This is a genomic window from Streptomyces sp. NPDC051180 (assembly GCF_040689545.1).
In the GTDB taxonomy this organism is placed as follows: domain Bacteria; phylum Actinomycetota; class Actinomycetes; order Streptomycetales; family Streptomycetaceae; genus Streptomyces.
In genome coordinates, this window is sequence record NZ_JBFBBC010000004.1 from 89,344 (window position 1) to 105,821 (window position 16,478).

A 16,478-nucleotide genomic window follows, 5' to 3' on the forward strand; every position below is an offset into this window, starting at 1 on the left:
TGAGGCGACCTAGCTCCAGCTGGCGTGCAGCGGCTTGCCCTCGGCGTATCCGGCGGCGGACTGGACGCCGACCACGGCCTTCTCCTCGAACTCCGCGAGGGAGCCGGCACCCGCGTAGGTGCAGGAGGAGCGGACGCCCGCGATGATCGAGTCGATCAGGTCCTCGACGCCCGGGCGGGCCGGGTCGAGGAACATGCGCGAGGTGGAGATGCCCTCCTCGAACAGCGCCTTGCGGGCGCGGTCGTAGGCGGACTCGTCGCTGGTGCGGTTCTTGACGGCGCGGCCGGAGGCCATGCCGAAGGACTCCTTGTAGAACCGCCCGTTGGCGTCCTGCTGGAGGTCGCCCGGGGACTCGTACGTCCCGGCGAACCAGGAGCCGATCATGACGTTGGACGCGCCGGCGGCGAGCGCCATGGCGACGTCGCGCGGGTGGCGGACTCCGCCGTCGGCCCAGACGTGCTTGCCGTACTTCCTGGCCTCGGCGGCGCATTCGAGGACGGCCGAGAACTGCGGGCGGCCGACCCCGGTCATCATCCGGGTGGTGCACATGGCGCCGGGGCCGACGCCGACCTTGATGATGTCCGCGCCCGCCTCGATGAGGTCCTTGACGCCCTCGGCGGCGACGATGTTGCCCGCGACGATCGGGACCTGCGGGTCGAGCGCCCGCACGGTGCGGATCGCGCTGATCATCGACTCCTGGTGGCCGTGCGCGGTGTCGATGACGAGCGTGTCGACGCCCGCGTCGAGGAGCTGCTTGGCCTTGCCCGCCACGTCGCCGTTGATGCCGACGGCGGCCGCGATGCGCAGCTTGCCCTGGGCGTCCACGGCGGGGCTGTACAGGGTCGCGCGCAGCGCGCCCCTGCGGGTGAGGATGCCGACGAGCTTGCCGTCCGCGTCCACGGCCGGCGCGTAGCGGCGGTTGGCGGCGTCCAGCGTGTTGAACGCCTCGCGCGGGTCGATGTCGGCGTCCAGGAGCAGCAGGTCCTTGGACATGACCTCGGAGAGCTGGGTGAAGCGGTCGACGCCGGAGAGGTCGGCGTCGGTGACGACGCCCACCGGGCGGCGGTTCTCGTCGACGACGACACCGGCGTCGTGGGCCCGCTTGGGCAGCAGCGAGAGCGCGTCGGCGACGGTCTGGTGGGGCTCCAGGACGATCGGGGTGTCCAGGACGTGGTGGCGGCTCTTGACCCAGGTGATGACGTCGGTGACGACCTCGATGGGAATGTCCTGGGGGATGACGACGAGGCCGCCGCGGCGGGCCACCGTCTCGGCCATCCGGCGGCCGGCGATCGCGGTCATGTTCGCCACGACCAGCGGGATGGTGGTCCCGGTCCCGTCCGGCGAGGAGAGGTCCACCGCCTGGCGGGAACCGACGGCCGAGCGGCTCGGCACCATGAAGACATCGTCGTACGTCAGGTCGTAGGGCGGCTTGACGTCATTGAGGAAACGCACGTGCTGACATCCCAGTCGTTCGGATCGGCCCCTAGGCATTTCAGCCAGGGGAAAAAGCACGTAGTTCATTGTCCCACGTCAGGAGCGTGGGGCGATGCGGGCGGATCGTCCGAGCCTTGCGGGGGCGTGCCTGTCGGTTCCTCCAAACCGCCGAGCGAGAGGAGGACGGCGAGGCCCCGGAGACTGGCGCGGGCCGCCGCGGAGAACACCTCCTCGACGGTCGCCCATTCGTCCGGACTGGCCTCCTCGTAAGCCTGCCAGCCGGTCACCACGATCGCCATGGGTTGGCGCATATCGGCGAGGCAGTCGGCGAGGGCGTCCCAGTTGCGGCCGAACCAGACGGGCAGCGGGAGCGCGCGGACGCAGCGGTCCATGAAGCCGGTCTTGTCGGTGACCCCGTGCAGGTCGAGGACGACGGGGCGGGAGAGGTCGGGGGCCCCGTGGCCCGTGGGGCGGGTCGCGTTCACGGTGCGACCACCTCCCGGAAGCTCTGGTAGTGGTCGTCGGTGTAGTACGTCTCCCCGCTCCGCCCCGTCACGAGGCGCCGGGCCCCGCGATCGCGTTCGCCGGGCGTGCGGACCGTGTACTCGTGGTAGTGCCCGCGCGGCCGCCGCGGCAGGATGCCCTCGAAGTTGCCGAAGACGGCCCCGTCCCTGGCGTACGGGAAGGGCCCGCCGGAGGCGATCAGGGCCAGCGTCCGCCGTGCCTCGGCAGGCAGGTCGGCGGCGCGCACCACGGGGAGGGTGGAGGCCCTGGACGGTGTGGCCGTCGCGCGGGCCGGCAGGGACGACACGGTCGTGCCGCCGCGCGGGGTGGGGGCGTCCTGGCCGCCCGAACAGCCGGTGAGGAGGAGGGAGACGCCGGCGAGCAGCGCGAGCGCGGCCCGCGCGCACCTGAGGATCATGGCCCCGATGCTGCCACCGAGGCGTCCGTCCCGCCGGGCGGGCACGCCGGGTCGGCGGGGGCCCGGTCGGCGGCGCGCGGGGGCGGCGCGCGAGGTCGGCGGACCGCGACCGGGTGGGCTCGGTCGGAGAGGCGGGGGCGGGGGCGGGTGCGGTCGGGGCGCACCGGGCGGTCGGCCCGGTGCGCGGCGCCGTCAGCTGCCGTCGGGGTCCGTGCGGTCGAGCGCGGGGTGGGTGCCGGGGCTGGACTCGGTGAGGAGGTAGTCGGCCGCGGCGCGGTCCGTCACCAGGCTGGTGACGAGCCCGGAACGGAGCACCGCCCCGATGGCCGCCGCCTTGCGCTGGCCGCCCGCGATCGCCACGACCTCGGGGATGCGGCGCAGCCGGTCGGCCTCGACGGTGATGCAGCGCTCGCCCAGGTCGCGGCCGACCCGGCGCCCCTCGGCGTCGAAGAGGTGGGCGGACATCTCGGCGGCGACGCCCAGCGAGGCGTAGTGGGCCCGCTCGGCGTCGGAGAGCATGTCGTGGACGGTCGAGATGCCCGGCTCCCAGGAGCCGATGGAGACGCAGGCGACGGTGACCTTGTCGAAGTACTCGAAGGCCCGCGCGATGCCGGTCTGGCTGCGCAGCGCCGCCGCGGTGGCGGGGTCGGGCAGCAGCATGGGCGCGTAGATCGGGTGGGCCTCGCCGCCGGAGACCTGGGCGGCGCGCCGTACGGCCTCGACCGAGCCGCGCTCGGCGGTGCCGGCGTCGTACACGCCGGTGAGCTGGACGACGGTGCAGGGCGGCAGCCGGTCGAGGGCCGCCGCCATGTGGATGGTGGAGCGGCCCCAGGCCAGGCCCAGGACGTCGCCTTCGGTGACCAGCTCGCCGAGGAGGTCGGCCGCGACCTCGCCGAGGTTCTCCGGGTCCGGCGACTCGTCGTCGCCCTCCGCCGGGGACTCCACGACGACGGCGTGGCGGAGTCCGTAGCGGGCGCGGAGCGCGTCGGAGCGCTCGGCGTCCAGCTCGGCCGGCACGCGGATCTCGATCCGAACGAGGTCGCGCTCCAGGGCGGTCTCCAGGACCCGGGCCACCTTGAAGCGGCTGACGCCGAACTCCTCGGCGATCTGGATCTTGGACTTGCCCTCGAGGTAGAAGCGGCGGGCCATGGCCGCCGCCTGCACCAGCTCCGCGGGGCCCATCCGCAGGGCTGACCGTCCCGCCGACATTCCCGCCACCGCGATCTCCTCACTGCTGTTCACGTACCGCTGTTCACGTACGGCTGTCGTTCACACTCTGGCTCGCCGTTCATCCTGTCAGATCCGGCGGGCCTTGATCAGTCCTGTCGGCGGCCCGACGGGCCGCGTTCATCCGCCGGAGGCTCAGTGGCCACACGCCCACGCGGCGGTGGCCGTCGCGGCCTCCGCGCGGGCCCGCAGCGAGGCGACGGCCGCGGCCGGGTCCGCGGCGCCGTACACCGCGGACCCCGCGACGAAGACGTCGGCGCCGGCCTCGGCGCACTGCTCGATGGTGGACTCGGCGACCCCGCCGTCGACCTGGAGCCAGAGCTCCAGACCGTGCTTGGAGATCAGCTCCCGGGTCCGGCGGATCTTGGGCAGCATGATGTCGAGGAACGCCTGGCCGCCGAAGCCGGGCTCCACGGTCATGATCAGCAGCATGTCGAGCTCGGGGAGCAGGTCCTCGTAGGGCTCGATCGGCGTGGCCGGGCGCAGCGCCATGGACGCGCGGGCGCCCTTGGCGCGGATCTCCCGCGCCAGCCGGACCGGCGCGGCGGCCGCCTCGACGTGGAAGGTCACCGAGCCGGCGCCGGCCTCCACGTACTGCGGGGCCCAGCGGTCCGGGTTCTCGATCATCAGGTGACAGTCCAGCGGCGTGTCCGTCGCACGGGCCAGCGACTCGACGATCGGCACGCCCAGCGTCAGGTTGGGCACGAAGTGGTTGTCCATCACGTCGACGTGCAGCCAGTCGGCACCGTCGACGGCCTTCGCCTCATCGGCGAGCCGGGCGAAGTCCGCGGACAGGATGCTGGGATTGATCTGCGCCATGTGCCAAGCCTCCCACGTTCTTGGGTACTTCTTTGCCGCTGAGCGGTTTCGGTGCCGGTCCAGACCAATTTCGGTACGAACCGACGAGCCTGGACCGGGACGGACCGGGAGATTGCGGTCAGTGCGTGCGGCGCAGCAGCGCCAGGTACATCGCGTCGGTGCCGTGCAGATGCGGCCACAGCTGGACGTCCGGGCCGTCGCCGAGCGCCGGGACGCCGGGCATCAGCGGCCGGGCGTCGATCAGCTCCGCGCCGCCGACCTTCTTCAGGACGTCGTCGACGACCACCCGGGTCTCGGCCAGATGCGGCGAGCAGGTGGCGTACCCGACGACGCCGCCGACGCGCACGGCCCGCAGCGCCTCGGTGAGCAGCGCGCGCTGGAGCGGCGCGAAGCCGTCCAGGTCCTCGGGGCGACGCCGCCAGCGGGCCTCGGGACGGCGGCGCAGGGCGCCCAGGCCCGAGCAGGGCACGTCCATCAGGACGCGGTCGAAGGAGCCGGGCAGCCACGGCGGCCGGGTCCCGTCGGCGGCGATCACCTGGTACGGGCCGGGGTTGCCGGCGAGGGCGCGCTCGACGAGCCGGGCGCGGTGCGGCTGCTTCTCGGAGGCGAGCAGGGCGGCCCCCCGCTCGGAGGCGAGGGCGGCGAGGAGGGCCGCCTTGCCGCCGGGCCCCGCGCAGCCGTCGAGCCAGCGCGCGTCGGAGCCTTCCACGGGCGCGTTCGCCAGGGCGATCGCGACGAGCTGGCTTCCCTCGTCCTGGACGCCCGCCCGGCCGTCCTTCACGGCCTCGATGGCGCCGGGCTCGCCGCCCTCGACCATCCGGAGGGCGTACGGGGACCAGCGGCCCGGCAGGGTCTCGGTGGCGGCCTCGAGCTCCTCGGTGGTGGCGCGGCCGGGCCGGGCGACGAGGGTGACCTCGGGCCGCTCGTTGTCGGCCTCCAGGAGGTCCTCGATCCCGGCGCGACCGCCGCCGAGGGAGTCCCAGAGCGCCGAGACGACCCAGCGGGGGTGCGAGTGCACGACGGCGAGGTGGTCCTCGGGGTCCGCGTCGTAGGCGGGGGCGACCTGCGCCACCCAGGCATCGAGGTCCTGCTGCGAGATCTTCCGCAGCACGGCGTTCACGAACTTGGCCCGGCCGTCGCCGAGCACCACGCGGGCCAGCTCGACGCTGGCGGAGACCGCGGCGTGGGTGGGGATGCGGGTCCCGAGCAGCTGGTGCGCGCCGAGGGCCAGCACGTCGAGGACGGGCGGGTCGACCTCGCGCAGCGGCCGGTCGATGCAGGCCGAGATGATCGCGTCGTACGTGCCCTGGCGGCGCAGCGTTCCGTAGACGAGCTCGGTCGCCAGGGCCGCGTCACGGCCGTCGAAGTCGCCCTTCTCCCGGGCCTTCCTCAGCAGCGGGGGCAGCACCAGGTTGGCGTAGGCGTCCCGCTCGTCCACCGCCCTCAGCGCCTCGAAGGCGAGCATCCGGACGGGGTCCTTCTGGGGCCGCCGGTAGGGCTTGTGGGGACGGCGACGTGCCTGCTCGCTCAAAGGTGCTCCGCGTGACGAAATGACGAGGTCGAACGTGCCGGCCCCGAAGCGGCCGGCAGCACCAAGCCTACGTCCGCCGCGCCCCCGCCCGCGCCCGAGGGCGGGGCCCCTACACCCCGAGGCGCTCGCCGGCGGCGATCCGGACGCCGCGGGCCCAGTCGGCGGCCTTCATCGGCTTCTTGCCCTGCGGCTGGACCCAGAGCAGTTCGACGGCGTACGAGCCGGTGCCGGCGTACACGTTGTTCTTGCCCACCGCGAGCTCGCCGGGGGCCAGGTCGGTGCGGTCGGGCAGCGGGGTGACCTGGATCAGCTTCAGGCGCTCGCCGCGGAAGACGGTCCACGCGCCGGGGGCCGGGGTGCAGCCGCGGACCACCCGGTCCACGCGCAGCGCGGGGGTCGTGAAGTCGACGTGGGCGTCCTCGACCTGGATCTTGGGGGCGAGCGTGACGCCCTCGACGGGCTGCGGGACGGCGTGCAGGGTGCCGTCCTCGATGCCGTCCATGGTCGCGGAGAGCAGCCCGGCGCCCGCGAAGGCGAGCCGGGTCAGCAGGTCCCCGCTGGTGTCGGTGGGGCGGATGTCCTCGGTGACCACGCCGTACACGGGACCCGAGTCGAGCCCCTCCTCGATCTGGAAGGTGGACGCGCCGGTCACCTGGTCGCCGGCCATCAGGGAGTGCTGCACGGGGGCCGCGCCCCGCCACGCGGGCAGCAGCGAGAAGTGCAGGTTGACCCAGCCCCGGGCGGGCACGTCGAGGGCGATCTTGGGCAGCAGCGCGCCGTAGGCGACGACCGGGCAGCAGTCCGGCGCGATCTCCCGCAGCCGGGCGAGGAAGTCCTCGTCCCGCGGCCTGGCGGGCTTGAGGACCTCGATCCCGGCCTCCTCCGCCCGCTGCGCCACCGGGCTGGCGACCAGCCGCCGGCCGCGTCCCGCCGGGGCGTCCGGCCGGGTGATCACGGCGGCCACCTCGTGCCGGCCCGAGGCGATCAGGGCGTCCAGTGCGGGTACGGCGACCTCGGGGGTGCCTGCGAAGACGAGCTTCATGGGTGGCGACTGCCTGTCTGTCCGGGGGCGTTGCGAGCGACGCACCAGTCTAGGCGTCGGGGCGTCAGGGGGCGTACGGAAGGAAGAGCGCCCTGTGCATATGCGTGTACGCCCCCGCAGCGTGACCCAACTCCCGGTGGCGCGTTGGTCAAGAGAGATTGACCGAATCGGGTCGCCGCCCCCTGCGGCCCGCCCCCTTACACACGCCGGTTCGAGAGGCTTTCACATGGCCGACCACGCAACCCACGACGCCCAAGCCCGGGCGAGTCTGCACCTGTTGGTGCGGGACATCGAGCGGGTCCGGCGGCAGGTGGACGCACTGCGCACGCTCACGGCCCAGCTGGGCAATGTCTACCGCCCTCGCCGCTCCGGCCCGTCGACGGGCTTCGTCGTCTACGGGCGCGCGCCCGCCCCCACCGTACGGCTCGCCCAGGAGCTGCGGGACAGCGTCGAGACCCTGGTGACCGCGGCGGTCGACTTCGACCGCTCGCTCGGCTTCTCGTGGGACGCGGTCGGTTCCGCGCTCGGGGTCACCAAGCAGGCCGTCCACCGCCGCTACGGCGCCCGCCGCGCCCCCCAGCCGCAGGACGGGGCCGTGGAGCAGGACCACACCGTGGAGCAGGCCGCGACCCGCACGCTCCCCTCGGTCCCCGCCGCCCGCTCGATGCCCCCGCAGCCCACCTCGGGCAGCGCCACCCTCCGCGAGGACCCGCGCCCGCCGGCCTTCCCCGGCCCGCGCAACGGCTGACCCGCCCGCTCCGACGGCCGCCCTCCCCGCCGGGGACGGGCGGCCGTCGTGCGTCCGCCCGCCCCCGGCGGAGCTCAGCCGATGTCCGGCGGGTCGACGCGGATGCGGACCGGCTCCCCGCCGCCGCGCGCCATCCGGGCGGCCCGGGCCTGCTTGAGGGCCGTCGCCAGGGCGGCGCCGCTGCCCGGCGGGACCCGGACCAGGGCCCGGTCCCACTGCTCGCCCGGCGGCGGGTCGCCGGGTCTGCGGGGGCCGCCGGGACGGACCACGGGCAGCGGTACCGGTCCGAGCACCTCGGCGTCCGCGGGCAGTCCGGCGGCGGCCAGGAACCCTTCGACGGCGTCCGGCGGACCGGTCACCGCCGCCATCCGGGAGACCGGGGGGAAGCCCAGCTCGGCCCGCTCCGCCAGCTCCCGCTGGGCGTGCCCGACCGGGTCCCAGCGGACCAGCGCCTGGACGGGCCGGAGCGTCGGCTCCGCGACCACCACGACCGTGCCGCCCTCGGCCTGTCCCCTCACCAGCGACGCCGCGTCGATCCAGCGGCGCAGCGCCTCCTCGCCGGCGCGCAGGTCGGGCCGGCCGAGCATGGCCCAGCCGTCGAGGAGCAGCGCGGCCGCATAGCCGCCGTCGGCGACGGGTTCGGCTCCGGGCGTGGAGACGACGAGTGCGGGGCGGCCGGGCACGCTGTCCAGGACGTGGTCGCGGCCGGAGGTCCGTACGGGAACGGCGGGGAACGCGCGGCCCAGTTCCTCGGCCGTCCGGCGCGCGCCCACGACCTGGGCCCGCAGCCGGTTCCCGCCGCATGCCTCGCAGTGCCAGCCGGGGGCTCCGCGCCCGCACCAGCCGCACCGCAGCTCCTGCTGCTCGGGGGCCTCCAGGGGCCCGGCGCAGTGGCGGCAGCGGGCGGGGGTCCTGCACCGCTCGCAGGCCAGCCTGGGCACGTACCCCCTGCGGGGCACCTGGACGAGCACCGGGCCCGTCCTGAGCCCCTCCCGCACGGTCTGCCAGGCCAGGGAGGGCAGCCGGGCCGCGCGCGCGGCCTCGTCGCGGGCGAGCTCGCCGTCGCCGACGGTCCGGATGAGCGGAGCGGCCCGGCGGACCTGTTCGCGCCCGGCGGTCAGGGCCTTGGCCCAGCCGGACTCGACGAGCTGGGCGGCCTCGACGGTGCAGCTCGTGGAGCCGAGGAGGAAGGCGCACCGGTCCTGGCCGGCGCGCAGGATCAGCACCTCGCGCGTGTGGGGCTGAGGGGCGTGCGGTTCGCTGTGGCTGCCGTCCCCGTCGTCCCACAGGACGACGAGCCCGAGGTCCCGCACGGGGGCGAACATCGCCGCGCGGGTGCCGACGACGGCCCGCACCGCTCCGCGCCGGACGGCGAGCCACTGCGCGTACCGCTTCTCCGGCCCGGCCTCGGCGGTCAGCAGGGCGTGTCGCCCCTCCCCCAGGACGGTGGTGAGCGCCGCGTCGACGCGGCCGGCGGCCCGGCCGTCCGGGACGACGACGAGTGCGCCCCGGCCCGAGGCGAGGGTGGCGGCGACGGCCCGGGCGATCTCCTCGGCCCAGTGCGGTCCGGGGAGCGCGTTCCAGACGGCCCGGGGCGCCCCGCCGCGGGCCAGGGAGTCCAGGAACGCCGGGCCCCGGTCGTACCGCGTCCAGCTGCCCGGCTCCGGCGGGGCGGGCGGCGGCAGCGGCTGCGGCGAGGGGCGGCCCTCGGCGCGGGCGCTTCGCGGTGGCACGGCGAGCTGGAGCACGTCCGCGAGGCTGCCCGCGTACCGGTCGGCGACGGCCCTGGCGAGGCCCAGCAGCTCGGGTCCGAGGACCGGTTCGGGCGAGACGACGTCGGCGAGGGCGGCCAGCGGCCCGGAGTAGTCCGAGGTGGCCCGCCGCTCCACGAGGAAGCCGTCGATGAGCCGGCCGCCCTCCCGCCGACCGTTCTTCACCTGGTGCGCCCCGGCGCCGAAGCGCACCCTGACCCGGACCCCGGGGCGGGCGACCTCGTCCAGCTCCTCGGGCACCGCGTAGTCGAAGAACTGGTCGAGGTGGAGCGCCCCCTTGTTCACCACGACCCGGGCGACCGGCAGCTCCTTGGCCAGCGCGGCGCCCCGCCAGGTCCGCGGCTTGGCGCGCGGCACCTTCGCGGTCCGTACGGTCTCCCGAATGAGCGCGAGCTGCTCGGGTTCGTCGGACTTCTCGTTCTCGCTGCTCACAGCCCCATACCTACCAGACGCCACCGACAGCCGGACACGGCCGAGGCCCGGCACCCCTCCAGGGGGTGCCGGGCCTCGGCCGTGTACTGCGGACTTCGGGGACGGCCTAGAGGCCGGCGGCCTTGCGCAGGGCCTCCACGCGGTCCGTGCGCTCCCAGGTGAAGTCCGGCAGCTCGCGGCCGAAGTGGCCGTAGGCGGCGGTCTGGGAGTAGATCGGGCGCAGCAGGTCGAGGTCGCGGATGATCGCGGCCGGGCGGAGGTCGAAGACCTCGGCGATGGCGTTCTCGATCTTCTCGGTCTCGATGCTGTTGGTGCCGAAGGTCTCGACGAAGAGACCGACGGGCTCGGCCTTGCCGATCGCGTAGGCGACCTGGACCTCGCAGCGCGAGGCGAGGCCCGCGGCGACGACGTTCTTGGCGACCCAGCGCATGGCGTAGGCGGCGGAGCGGTCGACCTTCGACGGGTCCTTGCCGGAGAAGGCACCGCCGCCGTGGCGGGCCATGCCGCCGTAGGTGTCGATGATGATCTTGCGGCCGGTGAGGCCGGCGTCACCCATCGGGCCGCCGATCTCGAAGCGGCCGGTCGGGTTCACCAGGAGGCGGTAGCCGTCGGTGTCGAGCTTGATGCCGTCCTCGACGAGCTGCTTGAGCACGTGCTCGACGACGAACTCGCGGATGTCGGGCGCGAGCAGCGACTCGAGGTCGATGTCGGAGGCGTGCTGCGAGGAGACGACGACCGTGTCGAGGCGGACGGCCTTGTCGCCGTCGTACTCGATGGTGACCTGGGTCTTGCCGTCGGGGCGCAGGTACGGGATGGTGCCGTTCTTGCGGACCTCGGTGAGGCGGCGGGAGAGCCGGTGCGCGATGTGGATCGGCAGCGGCATCAGCTCGGGGGTCTCGTCCGACGCGTAGCCGAACATCAGGCCCTGGTCGCCGGCACCCTGCTTGTCGAGCTCGTCCTCGTCACCCTCGACGCGCTTCTCGTACGCGGTGTCGACACCCTGGGCGATGTCCGGGGACTGCGATCCGATGGACACCGAGACGCCGCAGGAGGCGCCGTCGAAGCCCTTCTTGGAGGAGTCGTAACCGATCTCCAGGATCTTGTTCCGGACGAGGGTCGGGATGTCCGCCCACGCCTTGGTGGTCACCTCGCCGGCGACGTGCACGAGGCCGGTCGTGATCAGCGTCTCGACGGCGACGCGCGAGGTGGGGTCCTCCCGCAGCAGTGCGTCGAGGATGGTGTCGCTGATCTGGTCAGCGATCTTGTCGGGGTGACCCTCGGTGACGGACTCCGAGGTGAACAGACGACGGGACACAACGCTCCCTGGGGTTGCAGCGGCTGCTGGCTACTCGTGACGCGGACCGGCAGGGGGCTGCGCCCCGCGACGTTCCACGAACAGTCTATCGGTCGTGGTCGGGCTGTGGACCAGGTGTCTCGCCTGGCGAATGCCGCCGTACGGGTGGAATCGCGTGACGACAGGGGCGGAACCACCCGTTCGGTGGGACGTACATCACTCGGACGTCGGCGATTCCCGCCCGCATGTGTCAACTTCCCACCCTGACGGTCACCCGTCAGTGAGCGGAACGCAACCGGGGAAGGACCAGGTCCCAGACCGTCTCGGCGAGGGCTTCCTTCGGTCCGTACGGCACGGGCGTCTCGGCGCCGTCCGCGGCGAGGACGACGGCCTCGTTCTCCTCGGAGCCGAAGGTCTTGCGCTCCCCCACCTCGTTGACGACGAGCAGGTCGCAGCCCTTGCGGCGGAGCTTCTGACGGCCGTTGGCGAGGACGTCGTCGGTCTCGGCTGCGAAGCCGACGACGACCTGCCCCGGCAGGGCCCGGTCGGCGGACAGCTCGGCGAGGATGTCGGGGTTGCGGACCAGCTCGACGGTGGGGGCGCCCCCGTCGTCCTTCTTCTTGATCTTCCCGGCGGCGTAGACGGCCGGGCGGAAGTCGGCCACGGCGGCGGCCATGACCACGGCGTCGGCGTCCGCGGCGGCCTTGAGCACGGCCTCGCGGAGCTGGACGGCGGTGCCGACGTGGACCACGTCGACGCCCGCGGGGTCGGGGATGCCGGTGTTGGCCTCGACGAGGGTCACCCGGGCGCCGCGGGCGGCCGCGGCCTTCGCGAGGGCGTAGCCCTGCTTTCCGGAGGAGCGGTTGCCCAGGTAGCGGACCGGGTCGAGCGGCTCGCGGGTGCCGCCCGCGCTGACCACGACGTGGCGGCCGGCGAGGTCGGGTGCGGTGACGCCGCGCGCGATGATCCGCCGGCAGACCTCGAAGATCTCCCCGGGGTCCGGCAGCCGGCCCTTGCCGGTGTCGACGCCGGTGAGGCGGCCGACGGCGGGCTCGATGACGACGGCGCCGCGGCGGCGGAGGGTCGCGACGTTCTCCTGCGTCGCCGGGTGCTCCCACATCTCGGTGTGCATGGCGGGGGCGAAGACGACCGGACAGCGCGCGGTGAGCAGCGTGTTGGTGAGCAGGTCGTCGGCGAGGCCGTGCGCGGCCTTGGCGAGCATGTCGGCGGTCGCGGGGGCGACGACGACCAGGTCGGCGGCCTGGCCGATCCGCACGTGCGGCACCTCGTGGACGGACTCCCACACCTCGGTGGAGACGGGGTTGCCGGAGAGGGCGGACCAGGTGGCCGCCCCGACGAAGTGGAGGGCGGAGTCGGTGGGCACGACCCGGACGTCGTGGCCCGACTCGGTGAGCCGGCGCAGCAGCTCGCACGCCTTGTAGGCGGCGATGCCGCCGCTGACCCCCAGAACGACCTTCGGCTTGGCCACGACTTCCACGACTCCCCGCACTCGGACGCGCACTCGGATGCGTACGACTCCATGAGACACCACAGGCCCGGCGGATGTTCCGCCGGGCCTGTGGTGACAAGCGTTACAAGCTGTACGTGCTTACTGAGCCGGGCCCTCGATGGCCTCGGACGTCAGCAGACCCGCGTTGATCTCCCGCAGGGCGATCGAGAGCGGCTTCTCGTGGACGTGGGTGTCGACGAGCGGACCCACGTACTCCAGCAGGCCCTCGCCGAGCTGGGAGTAGTACGCGTTGATCTGACGCGCGCGCTTGGCCGCGTAGATCACGAGGCTGTACTTCGAGTCCGTGGCCTCGAGCAGCTCGTCGATCGGCGGGTTGATGATGCCCTCGGGCGCAGTCATGGAAGAGGACACGCTCTACCTTCCGAAGATGGAGAAAAAATCAGGAATGCTGTGAGGTGCGGGGTCCCACGGCCTCAGCCGCTGTTGTCCAGGTCCCCAGATGACAGCAGCATCAACGTTAGCAGCTCGCGTGCGACGTCCTCGACGGAGGTGTTGACGAGCGTGGTGTCGAACTCCGACTCCGCGGCCAGCTCGACCTTCGCGGCGTCCAGCCGGCGCGCGATGACCTCGGGGGACTCGGTGCCGCGGCCGGTGAGGCGGCGGACCAGCTCCTCCCAGCTGGGCGGGGCCAGGAAGACCAGCTGGGACTCCTCCATGGAGTCCTTGACCTGGCGGGCGCCCTGGAGGTCGATCTCCAGGAGGACGGGCTCGCCGGAGTCGAGGCGTTCGAGGACCGCGGCACGCGGGGTGCCGTAGCGGTTGCCCGCGAACTCGGCCCACTCCAGGAGCTCACCGTTGGCGATCAGCTTGTCGAACTCGTCGTCCGTCACGAAGAAGTAGTGGACGCCGTGCTTCTCGCCGGGGCGGGGCTTGCGTGTCGTCGCCGACACCGAGAGCCAGACCTCGGGGTGGACCTTGCGCATATGAGCGACGACCGTGCTCTTGCCGACCCCTGAGGGGCCGGAGAGCACGGTCAGCCGCGGACGTACCTCTGCTGCCATGCAGCGATTATTCCAGCTTTACCGGTGTGCCCGGGACGCGCGTCCCGGATCAGGCGCCGGTGCTGCCGAACTCTCGCTCCAGGGAGGCGATCTGGTTGGAGCCGAGACCGCGGACGCGGCGGCTCTCGGAGATGCCGAGGCGCTCCATGATCTGCTTGGCGCGGACCTTGCCCACGCCCGGCAGGGACTCGAGCAGGGCGGAGACCTTCATCTTGCCGATGACGTCGTTCTCCTGGCCGGTCTTGATGACCTCCTGGAGGGAGGCGCCGGAGTGCTTGAGTCGATTCTTGACCTCGGCCCGCTCCCGGCGAGCCGCGGCGGCCTTCTCGAGCGCGGCTGCGCGCTGTTCAGGGGTAAGGGGCGGAAGAGCCACGCCTACGTCACCTCGGATGTCGATCTGTCGGATACGGACCGGTGAGGAACCCAGCGCCCCACACCAGTGGAGCAACGTCCAGCGGAGTGCTCGCTGAACGCCTGCTCTGCCCCGGAGACTAGCGGCCGAGGCCGCTCCCGTCAGCGAGAACAGCGGAAAAGTCCTGGTCAGCATCGACCGACCAGGACTTTTCCGGCAAAACGACCCGGTTTTGAGCCAAGTTTTCGTCAAGGAGTGAGACGACCCGGCGAGACGGCGCGTCCCGACGGGCCGCGCCGCTCCCACCTGCGGCTTGTCCGGGGACCCCGATCGGATCGCCCGGAGGCCGGTCACGCGCCGACGGCCGCCCGGACCTCGTCCGCGTACCGGACGGCCGAGTCCCGCAGAGCGGCCGCGTCGGGACCGTGACGCAGGACACCCCGGCTGACGTTCGGGACCACGTTGCCGACCGCCGCGCCGAAGACGGCGGGAAGGTCCGCCGGGGTCGCGCCCTGGGCGCCGATGCCGGGGGCGAGGAGCGGGCCGTTGATCTCCAGGTCGAAGGCGGACAGGTCGCCCAGGGTGGCGCCGACGACCGCGCCGAAGGAGCCCATCGGGGTCTCCCCCGCGTTCTCCGCCGCCAGGTGGGCCAGCATGGTCGCGCCGATGGTGCGGCCGTCCTCCCGGACCGCCCGCTGGACCTCGGCGCCCTCCGGGTTGGAGGTGAGGGCCAGCACGAAGAGGCCGGCGCCGGACTCGCGGGCCAGGTCGACGGCCGGCTTCAGCGAGCCGTAGCCGAGGTACGGCGAGACCGTCAGCGCGTCCGAGAAGAGCGGGGAGTCCTTGCGCAGGAAGGTCTCGGCGTAGGCGGCCATGGTGGAGCCGATGTCGCCGCGCTTGGCGTCCATGACGACCAGGCCGCCCGCCGCGCGCAGGTCGGCGACGGCGCGCTCCAGGACGGCGACGCCGCGCGAGCCGAAGCGCTCGAAGAAGGCCGACTGCGGCTTGAAGACCGCCACGGTGTCGGCGAGCGCCTCGACGACGGTGAAGGTGAAGCGCTCCAGGCCGGCGATGTCGTCGGCCAGGCCCCAGGAGTCGAGCAGGGCGGCGTGCGGGTCGATGCCGACGCAGAGCGGGCCGCGCTCGTCCATGGCGGAGCGCAGACGGGTGCCGAAGGTGAGGGGCCGCCCGGAGGGCGTCGTCGAGGGGCGGTGGTCGGGCGACGGGAGGGCGGTCACTGGGCGGCCTTTCGGTTGGCGGCGCCGACGGCTTCGGCGAGGGTGGCGTACGGGGAGGCCGCGAGGCGCGCGGCCAGGCCCTTGTGGATCGCCCGGGCGTAGAACGGGCCCTCGTAGACGAAGGCGCTGTAGCCCTGGATCAGGGTGGCGCCGGCGAGGATGCGCTGCCAGGCGTCCTCGGCGTTCTCGATGCCGCCGACGCCTACCAGGACCAGCCGGTCGCCCACGCGCGCGTGGAGGCGCCGGAGGACGGCGAGGGAGCGCTCCTTGACGGGCGCGCCGGACAGGCCGCCGGTCTCCTGGACCAGCGCGGGGTCGGACTTCAGGCCGAGGCCCTCGCGCGCGATGGTGGTGTTGGTGGCGATGATGCCGTCGAGGCCGAGCTCCAGGGCCAGGTCGGCGACCGCGTCGACGTCCTCGTCGGCCAGGTCGGGGGCGATCTTCACCAGGAGCGGGACCCGGCGGCCGGTGACCGCGCGGTCGGCGGCCTCGCGTACGGCCGTGAGCAGCGGGCGCAGGGACTCGGTGGCCTGGAGGTTGCGCAGCCCCGGGGTGTTCGGCGAGGAGACGTTCACGACCAGGTAGTCGGCGTGGGCGGCCAGGCGCTCGGTGGACTTCACGTAGTCGGCGGCGGCCTCGGCCTCCGGGACGACCTTGGTCTTGCCGATGTTGACGCCGACGACGGTGCGGAAGACCGGCGTACGGGCGGCCAGGCGCGCGGCGACGGCGGCGGAGCCCTCGTTGTTGAAGCCCATGCGGTTGATCAGGGCGCGGTCCGGGACGAGCCGGAAGAGGCGCTTCTTGGGGTTGCCGGGCTGGGCCTCGCCGGTGACCGTGCCGATCTCGATGTGGTCGAAGCCGAGCATCGACATGCCGTCGATGGCGACGGCGTTCTTGTCGAAGCCGGCGGCGAGCCCGAAGGGGCCGTGCATCCGCAGGCCGAGGGCCTCGGTGCGCAGCTCCTCGTGGCGGGGCGCGAGGACGGCGGCGACGAAGGTCCGCAGCACCGGGACGCGGGCCGCGAGCCGGATCCAGCGGAAGGCCAGGTAGTGGGCCTCCTCGGGGTCCATGCGCTTGAAGACGACGTTGAAGAAGAACTTGTACATGTGCTCCGGTCCGGGTCTGCTCATGACGA

General features: G+C 73.5%; 16 protein-coding genes. 1 reads left to right on the forward strand and 15 read right to left on the reverse strand.

Features of this window, described 5'->3' with window-relative positions:
* Positions 1-9: 9 nt before the first annotated feature.
* The 7 genes from AB0424_RS09450 to fmt form a co-directional block, all read right to left on the reverse strand.
* Complete coding sequence (locus AB0424_RS09450; protein WP_366303518.1) at positions 10-1,452, reverse strand: GuaB1 family IMP dehydrogenase-related protein; 1,443 nt, start codon at positions 1,450-1,452, stop codon at positions 10-12.
* A gap of 65 nt (positions 1,453-1,517) precedes the next feature.
* Positions 1,518-1,919, reverse strand: coding sequence for a barstar family protein (locus tag AB0424_RS09455; RefSeq protein ID WP_366303520.1), 402 nt, complete (start codon positions 1,917-1,919; stop codon positions 1,518-1,520).
* A complete protein-coding gene (locus tag AB0424_RS09460; protein WP_366303522.1) occupies positions 1,916-2,356 on the reverse strand; it encodes a ribonuclease domain-containing protein in 441 nt (146 codons plus the stop codon). The genes AB0424_RS09455 and AB0424_RS09460 overlap by 4 nt, the downstream gene beginning before the upstream one ends.
* Before the next feature lie 192 nt (positions 2,357-2,548).
* Positions 2,549-3,598 carry a sugar-binding domain-containing protein gene (locus tag AB0424_RS09465; RefSeq protein WP_366303524.1) on the reverse strand — a complete coding sequence of 350 codons (1,050 nt, stop codon included), beginning with the start codon at positions 3,596-3,598 and terminating at the stop codon, positions 2,549-2,551.
* A 120-nt stretch (positions 3,599-3,718) separates the two neighbouring features.
* The gene (gene rpe / locus AB0424_RS09470; protein WP_366303526.1) at positions 3,719-4,402 is read right to left on the reverse strand and encodes a ribulose-phosphate 3-epimerase; all 684 of its coding nucleotides are present in this window, start codon (positions 4,400-4,402) and stop codon (positions 3,719-3,721) included.
* A gap of 118 nt (positions 4,403-4,520) precedes the next feature.
* Positions 4,521-5,933 (reverse strand): transcription antitermination factor NusB, encoded by a 1,413-nt coding sequence (locus AB0424_RS09475; protein WP_366303528.1) that lies wholly within the window; start codon positions 5,931-5,933, stop codon positions 4,521-4,523.
* 109 nt (positions 5,934-6,042) lie between these two features.
* The gene (gene fmt, locus AB0424_RS09480; RefSeq protein ID WP_366303530.1) at positions 6,043-6,975 is read right to left on the reverse strand and encodes a methionyl-tRNA formyltransferase; all 933 of its coding nucleotides are present in this window, start codon (positions 6,973-6,975) and stop codon (positions 6,043-6,045) included.
* 226 nt (positions 6,976-7,201) lie between these two features.
* Between fmt and AB0424_RS09485 the strand changes: the two genes are divergently transcribed.
* A complete protein-coding gene (locus AB0424_RS09485; RefSeq protein WP_366303532.1) occupies positions 7,202-7,723 on the forward strand; it encodes a hypothetical protein in 522 nt (173 codons plus the stop codon).
* A 74-nt stretch (positions 7,724-7,797) separates the two neighbouring features.
* Here AB0424_RS09485 and AB0424_RS09490 read toward each other — a convergent pair whose 3' ends face one another.
* The 8 genes from AB0424_RS09490 to AB0424_RS09525 all read right to left on the reverse strand — a co-directional run bounded on the left by AB0424_RS09490 (position 7,798) and on the right by AB0424_RS09525 (position 16,449).
* Positions 7,798-9,927: a primosomal protein N' gene (locus AB0424_RS09490; protein ID WP_366303534.1), complete on the reverse strand. Its 2,130-nt coding sequence runs from the start codon at positions 9,925-9,927 to the stop codon at positions 7,798-7,800.
* A 106-nt stretch (positions 9,928-10,033) separates the two neighbouring features.
* Entirely contained in the window at positions 10,034-11,242 is a 1,209-nt protein-coding gene (metK, locus tag AB0424_RS09495; protein WP_366303536.1) for a methionine adenosyltransferase, read from the reverse strand.
* 256 nt (positions 11,243-11,498) lie between these two features.
* A complete protein-coding gene (coaBC, locus tag AB0424_RS09500; protein ID WP_366303538.1) occupies positions 11,499-12,710 on the reverse strand; it encodes a bifunctional phosphopantothenoylcysteine decarboxylase/phosphopantothenate--cysteine ligase CoaBC in 1,212 nt (403 codons plus the stop codon).
* A gap of 120 nt (positions 12,711-12,830) precedes the next feature.
* Positions 12,831-13,103 carry a DNA-directed RNA polymerase subunit omega gene (gene rpoZ, locus AB0424_RS09505; protein ID WP_017242218.1) on the reverse strand — a complete coding sequence of 91 codons (273 nt, stop codon included), beginning with the start codon at positions 13,101-13,103 and terminating at the stop codon, positions 12,831-12,833.
* 62 nt (positions 13,104-13,165) lie between these two features.
* Positions 13,166-13,753 (reverse strand): guanylate kinase, encoded by a 588-nt coding sequence (gmk, locus tag AB0424_RS09510; protein ID WP_366303541.1) that lies wholly within the window; start codon positions 13,751-13,753, stop codon positions 13,166-13,168.
* A gap of 49 nt (positions 13,754-13,802) precedes the next feature.
* The gene (locus tag AB0424_RS09515) at positions 13,803-14,126 is read right to left on the reverse strand and encodes an integration host factor (protein WP_030008746.1); all 324 of its coding nucleotides are present in this window, start codon (positions 14,124-14,126) and stop codon (positions 13,803-13,805) included.
* A 329-nt stretch (positions 14,127-14,455) separates the two neighbouring features.
* Positions 14,456-15,268, reverse strand: coding sequence for an orotidine-5'-phosphate decarboxylase (gene pyrF, locus AB0424_RS09520; RefSeq protein ID WP_366304138.1), 813 nt, complete (start codon positions 15,266-15,268; stop codon positions 14,456-14,458).
* A 71-nt stretch (positions 15,269-15,339) separates the two neighbouring features.
* Positions 15,340-16,449 (reverse strand): quinone-dependent dihydroorotate dehydrogenase, encoded by a 1,110-nt coding sequence (locus AB0424_RS09525; protein ID WP_366304140.1) that lies wholly within the window; start codon positions 16,447-16,449, stop codon positions 15,340-15,342.
* Positions 16,450-16,478 lie beyond the last annotated feature (29 nt).

Coding starts and splice junctions, on each gene's coding strand:
- gmk (WP_366303541.1), bottom strand. CDS start 13,753: ATGGCAGCAGAGGTACGTCCGCGGCTGACCGTGCTCTCCGGCCCCTCA.
- AB0424_RS09525 (WP_366304140.1), bottom strand. CDS start 16,449: ATGTACAAGTTCTTCTTCAACGTCGTCTTCAAGCGCATGGACCCCGAG.
- AB0424_RS09460 (WP_366303522.1), bottom strand. CDS start 2,356: ATGATCCTCAGGTGCGCGCGGGCCGCGCTCGCGCTGCTCGCCGGCGTC.
- rpe (WP_366303526.1), bottom strand. CDS start 4,402: ATGGCGCAGATCAATCCCAGCATCCTGTCCGCGGACTTCGCCCGGCTC.
- fmt (WP_366303530.1), bottom strand. CDS start 6,975: ATGAAGCTCGTCTTCGCAGGCACCCCCGAGGTCGCCGTACCCGCACTG.
- AB0424_RS09485 (WP_366303532.1), top strand. CDS start 7,202: ATGGCCGACCACGCAACCCACGACGCCCAAGCCCGGGCGAGTCTGCAC.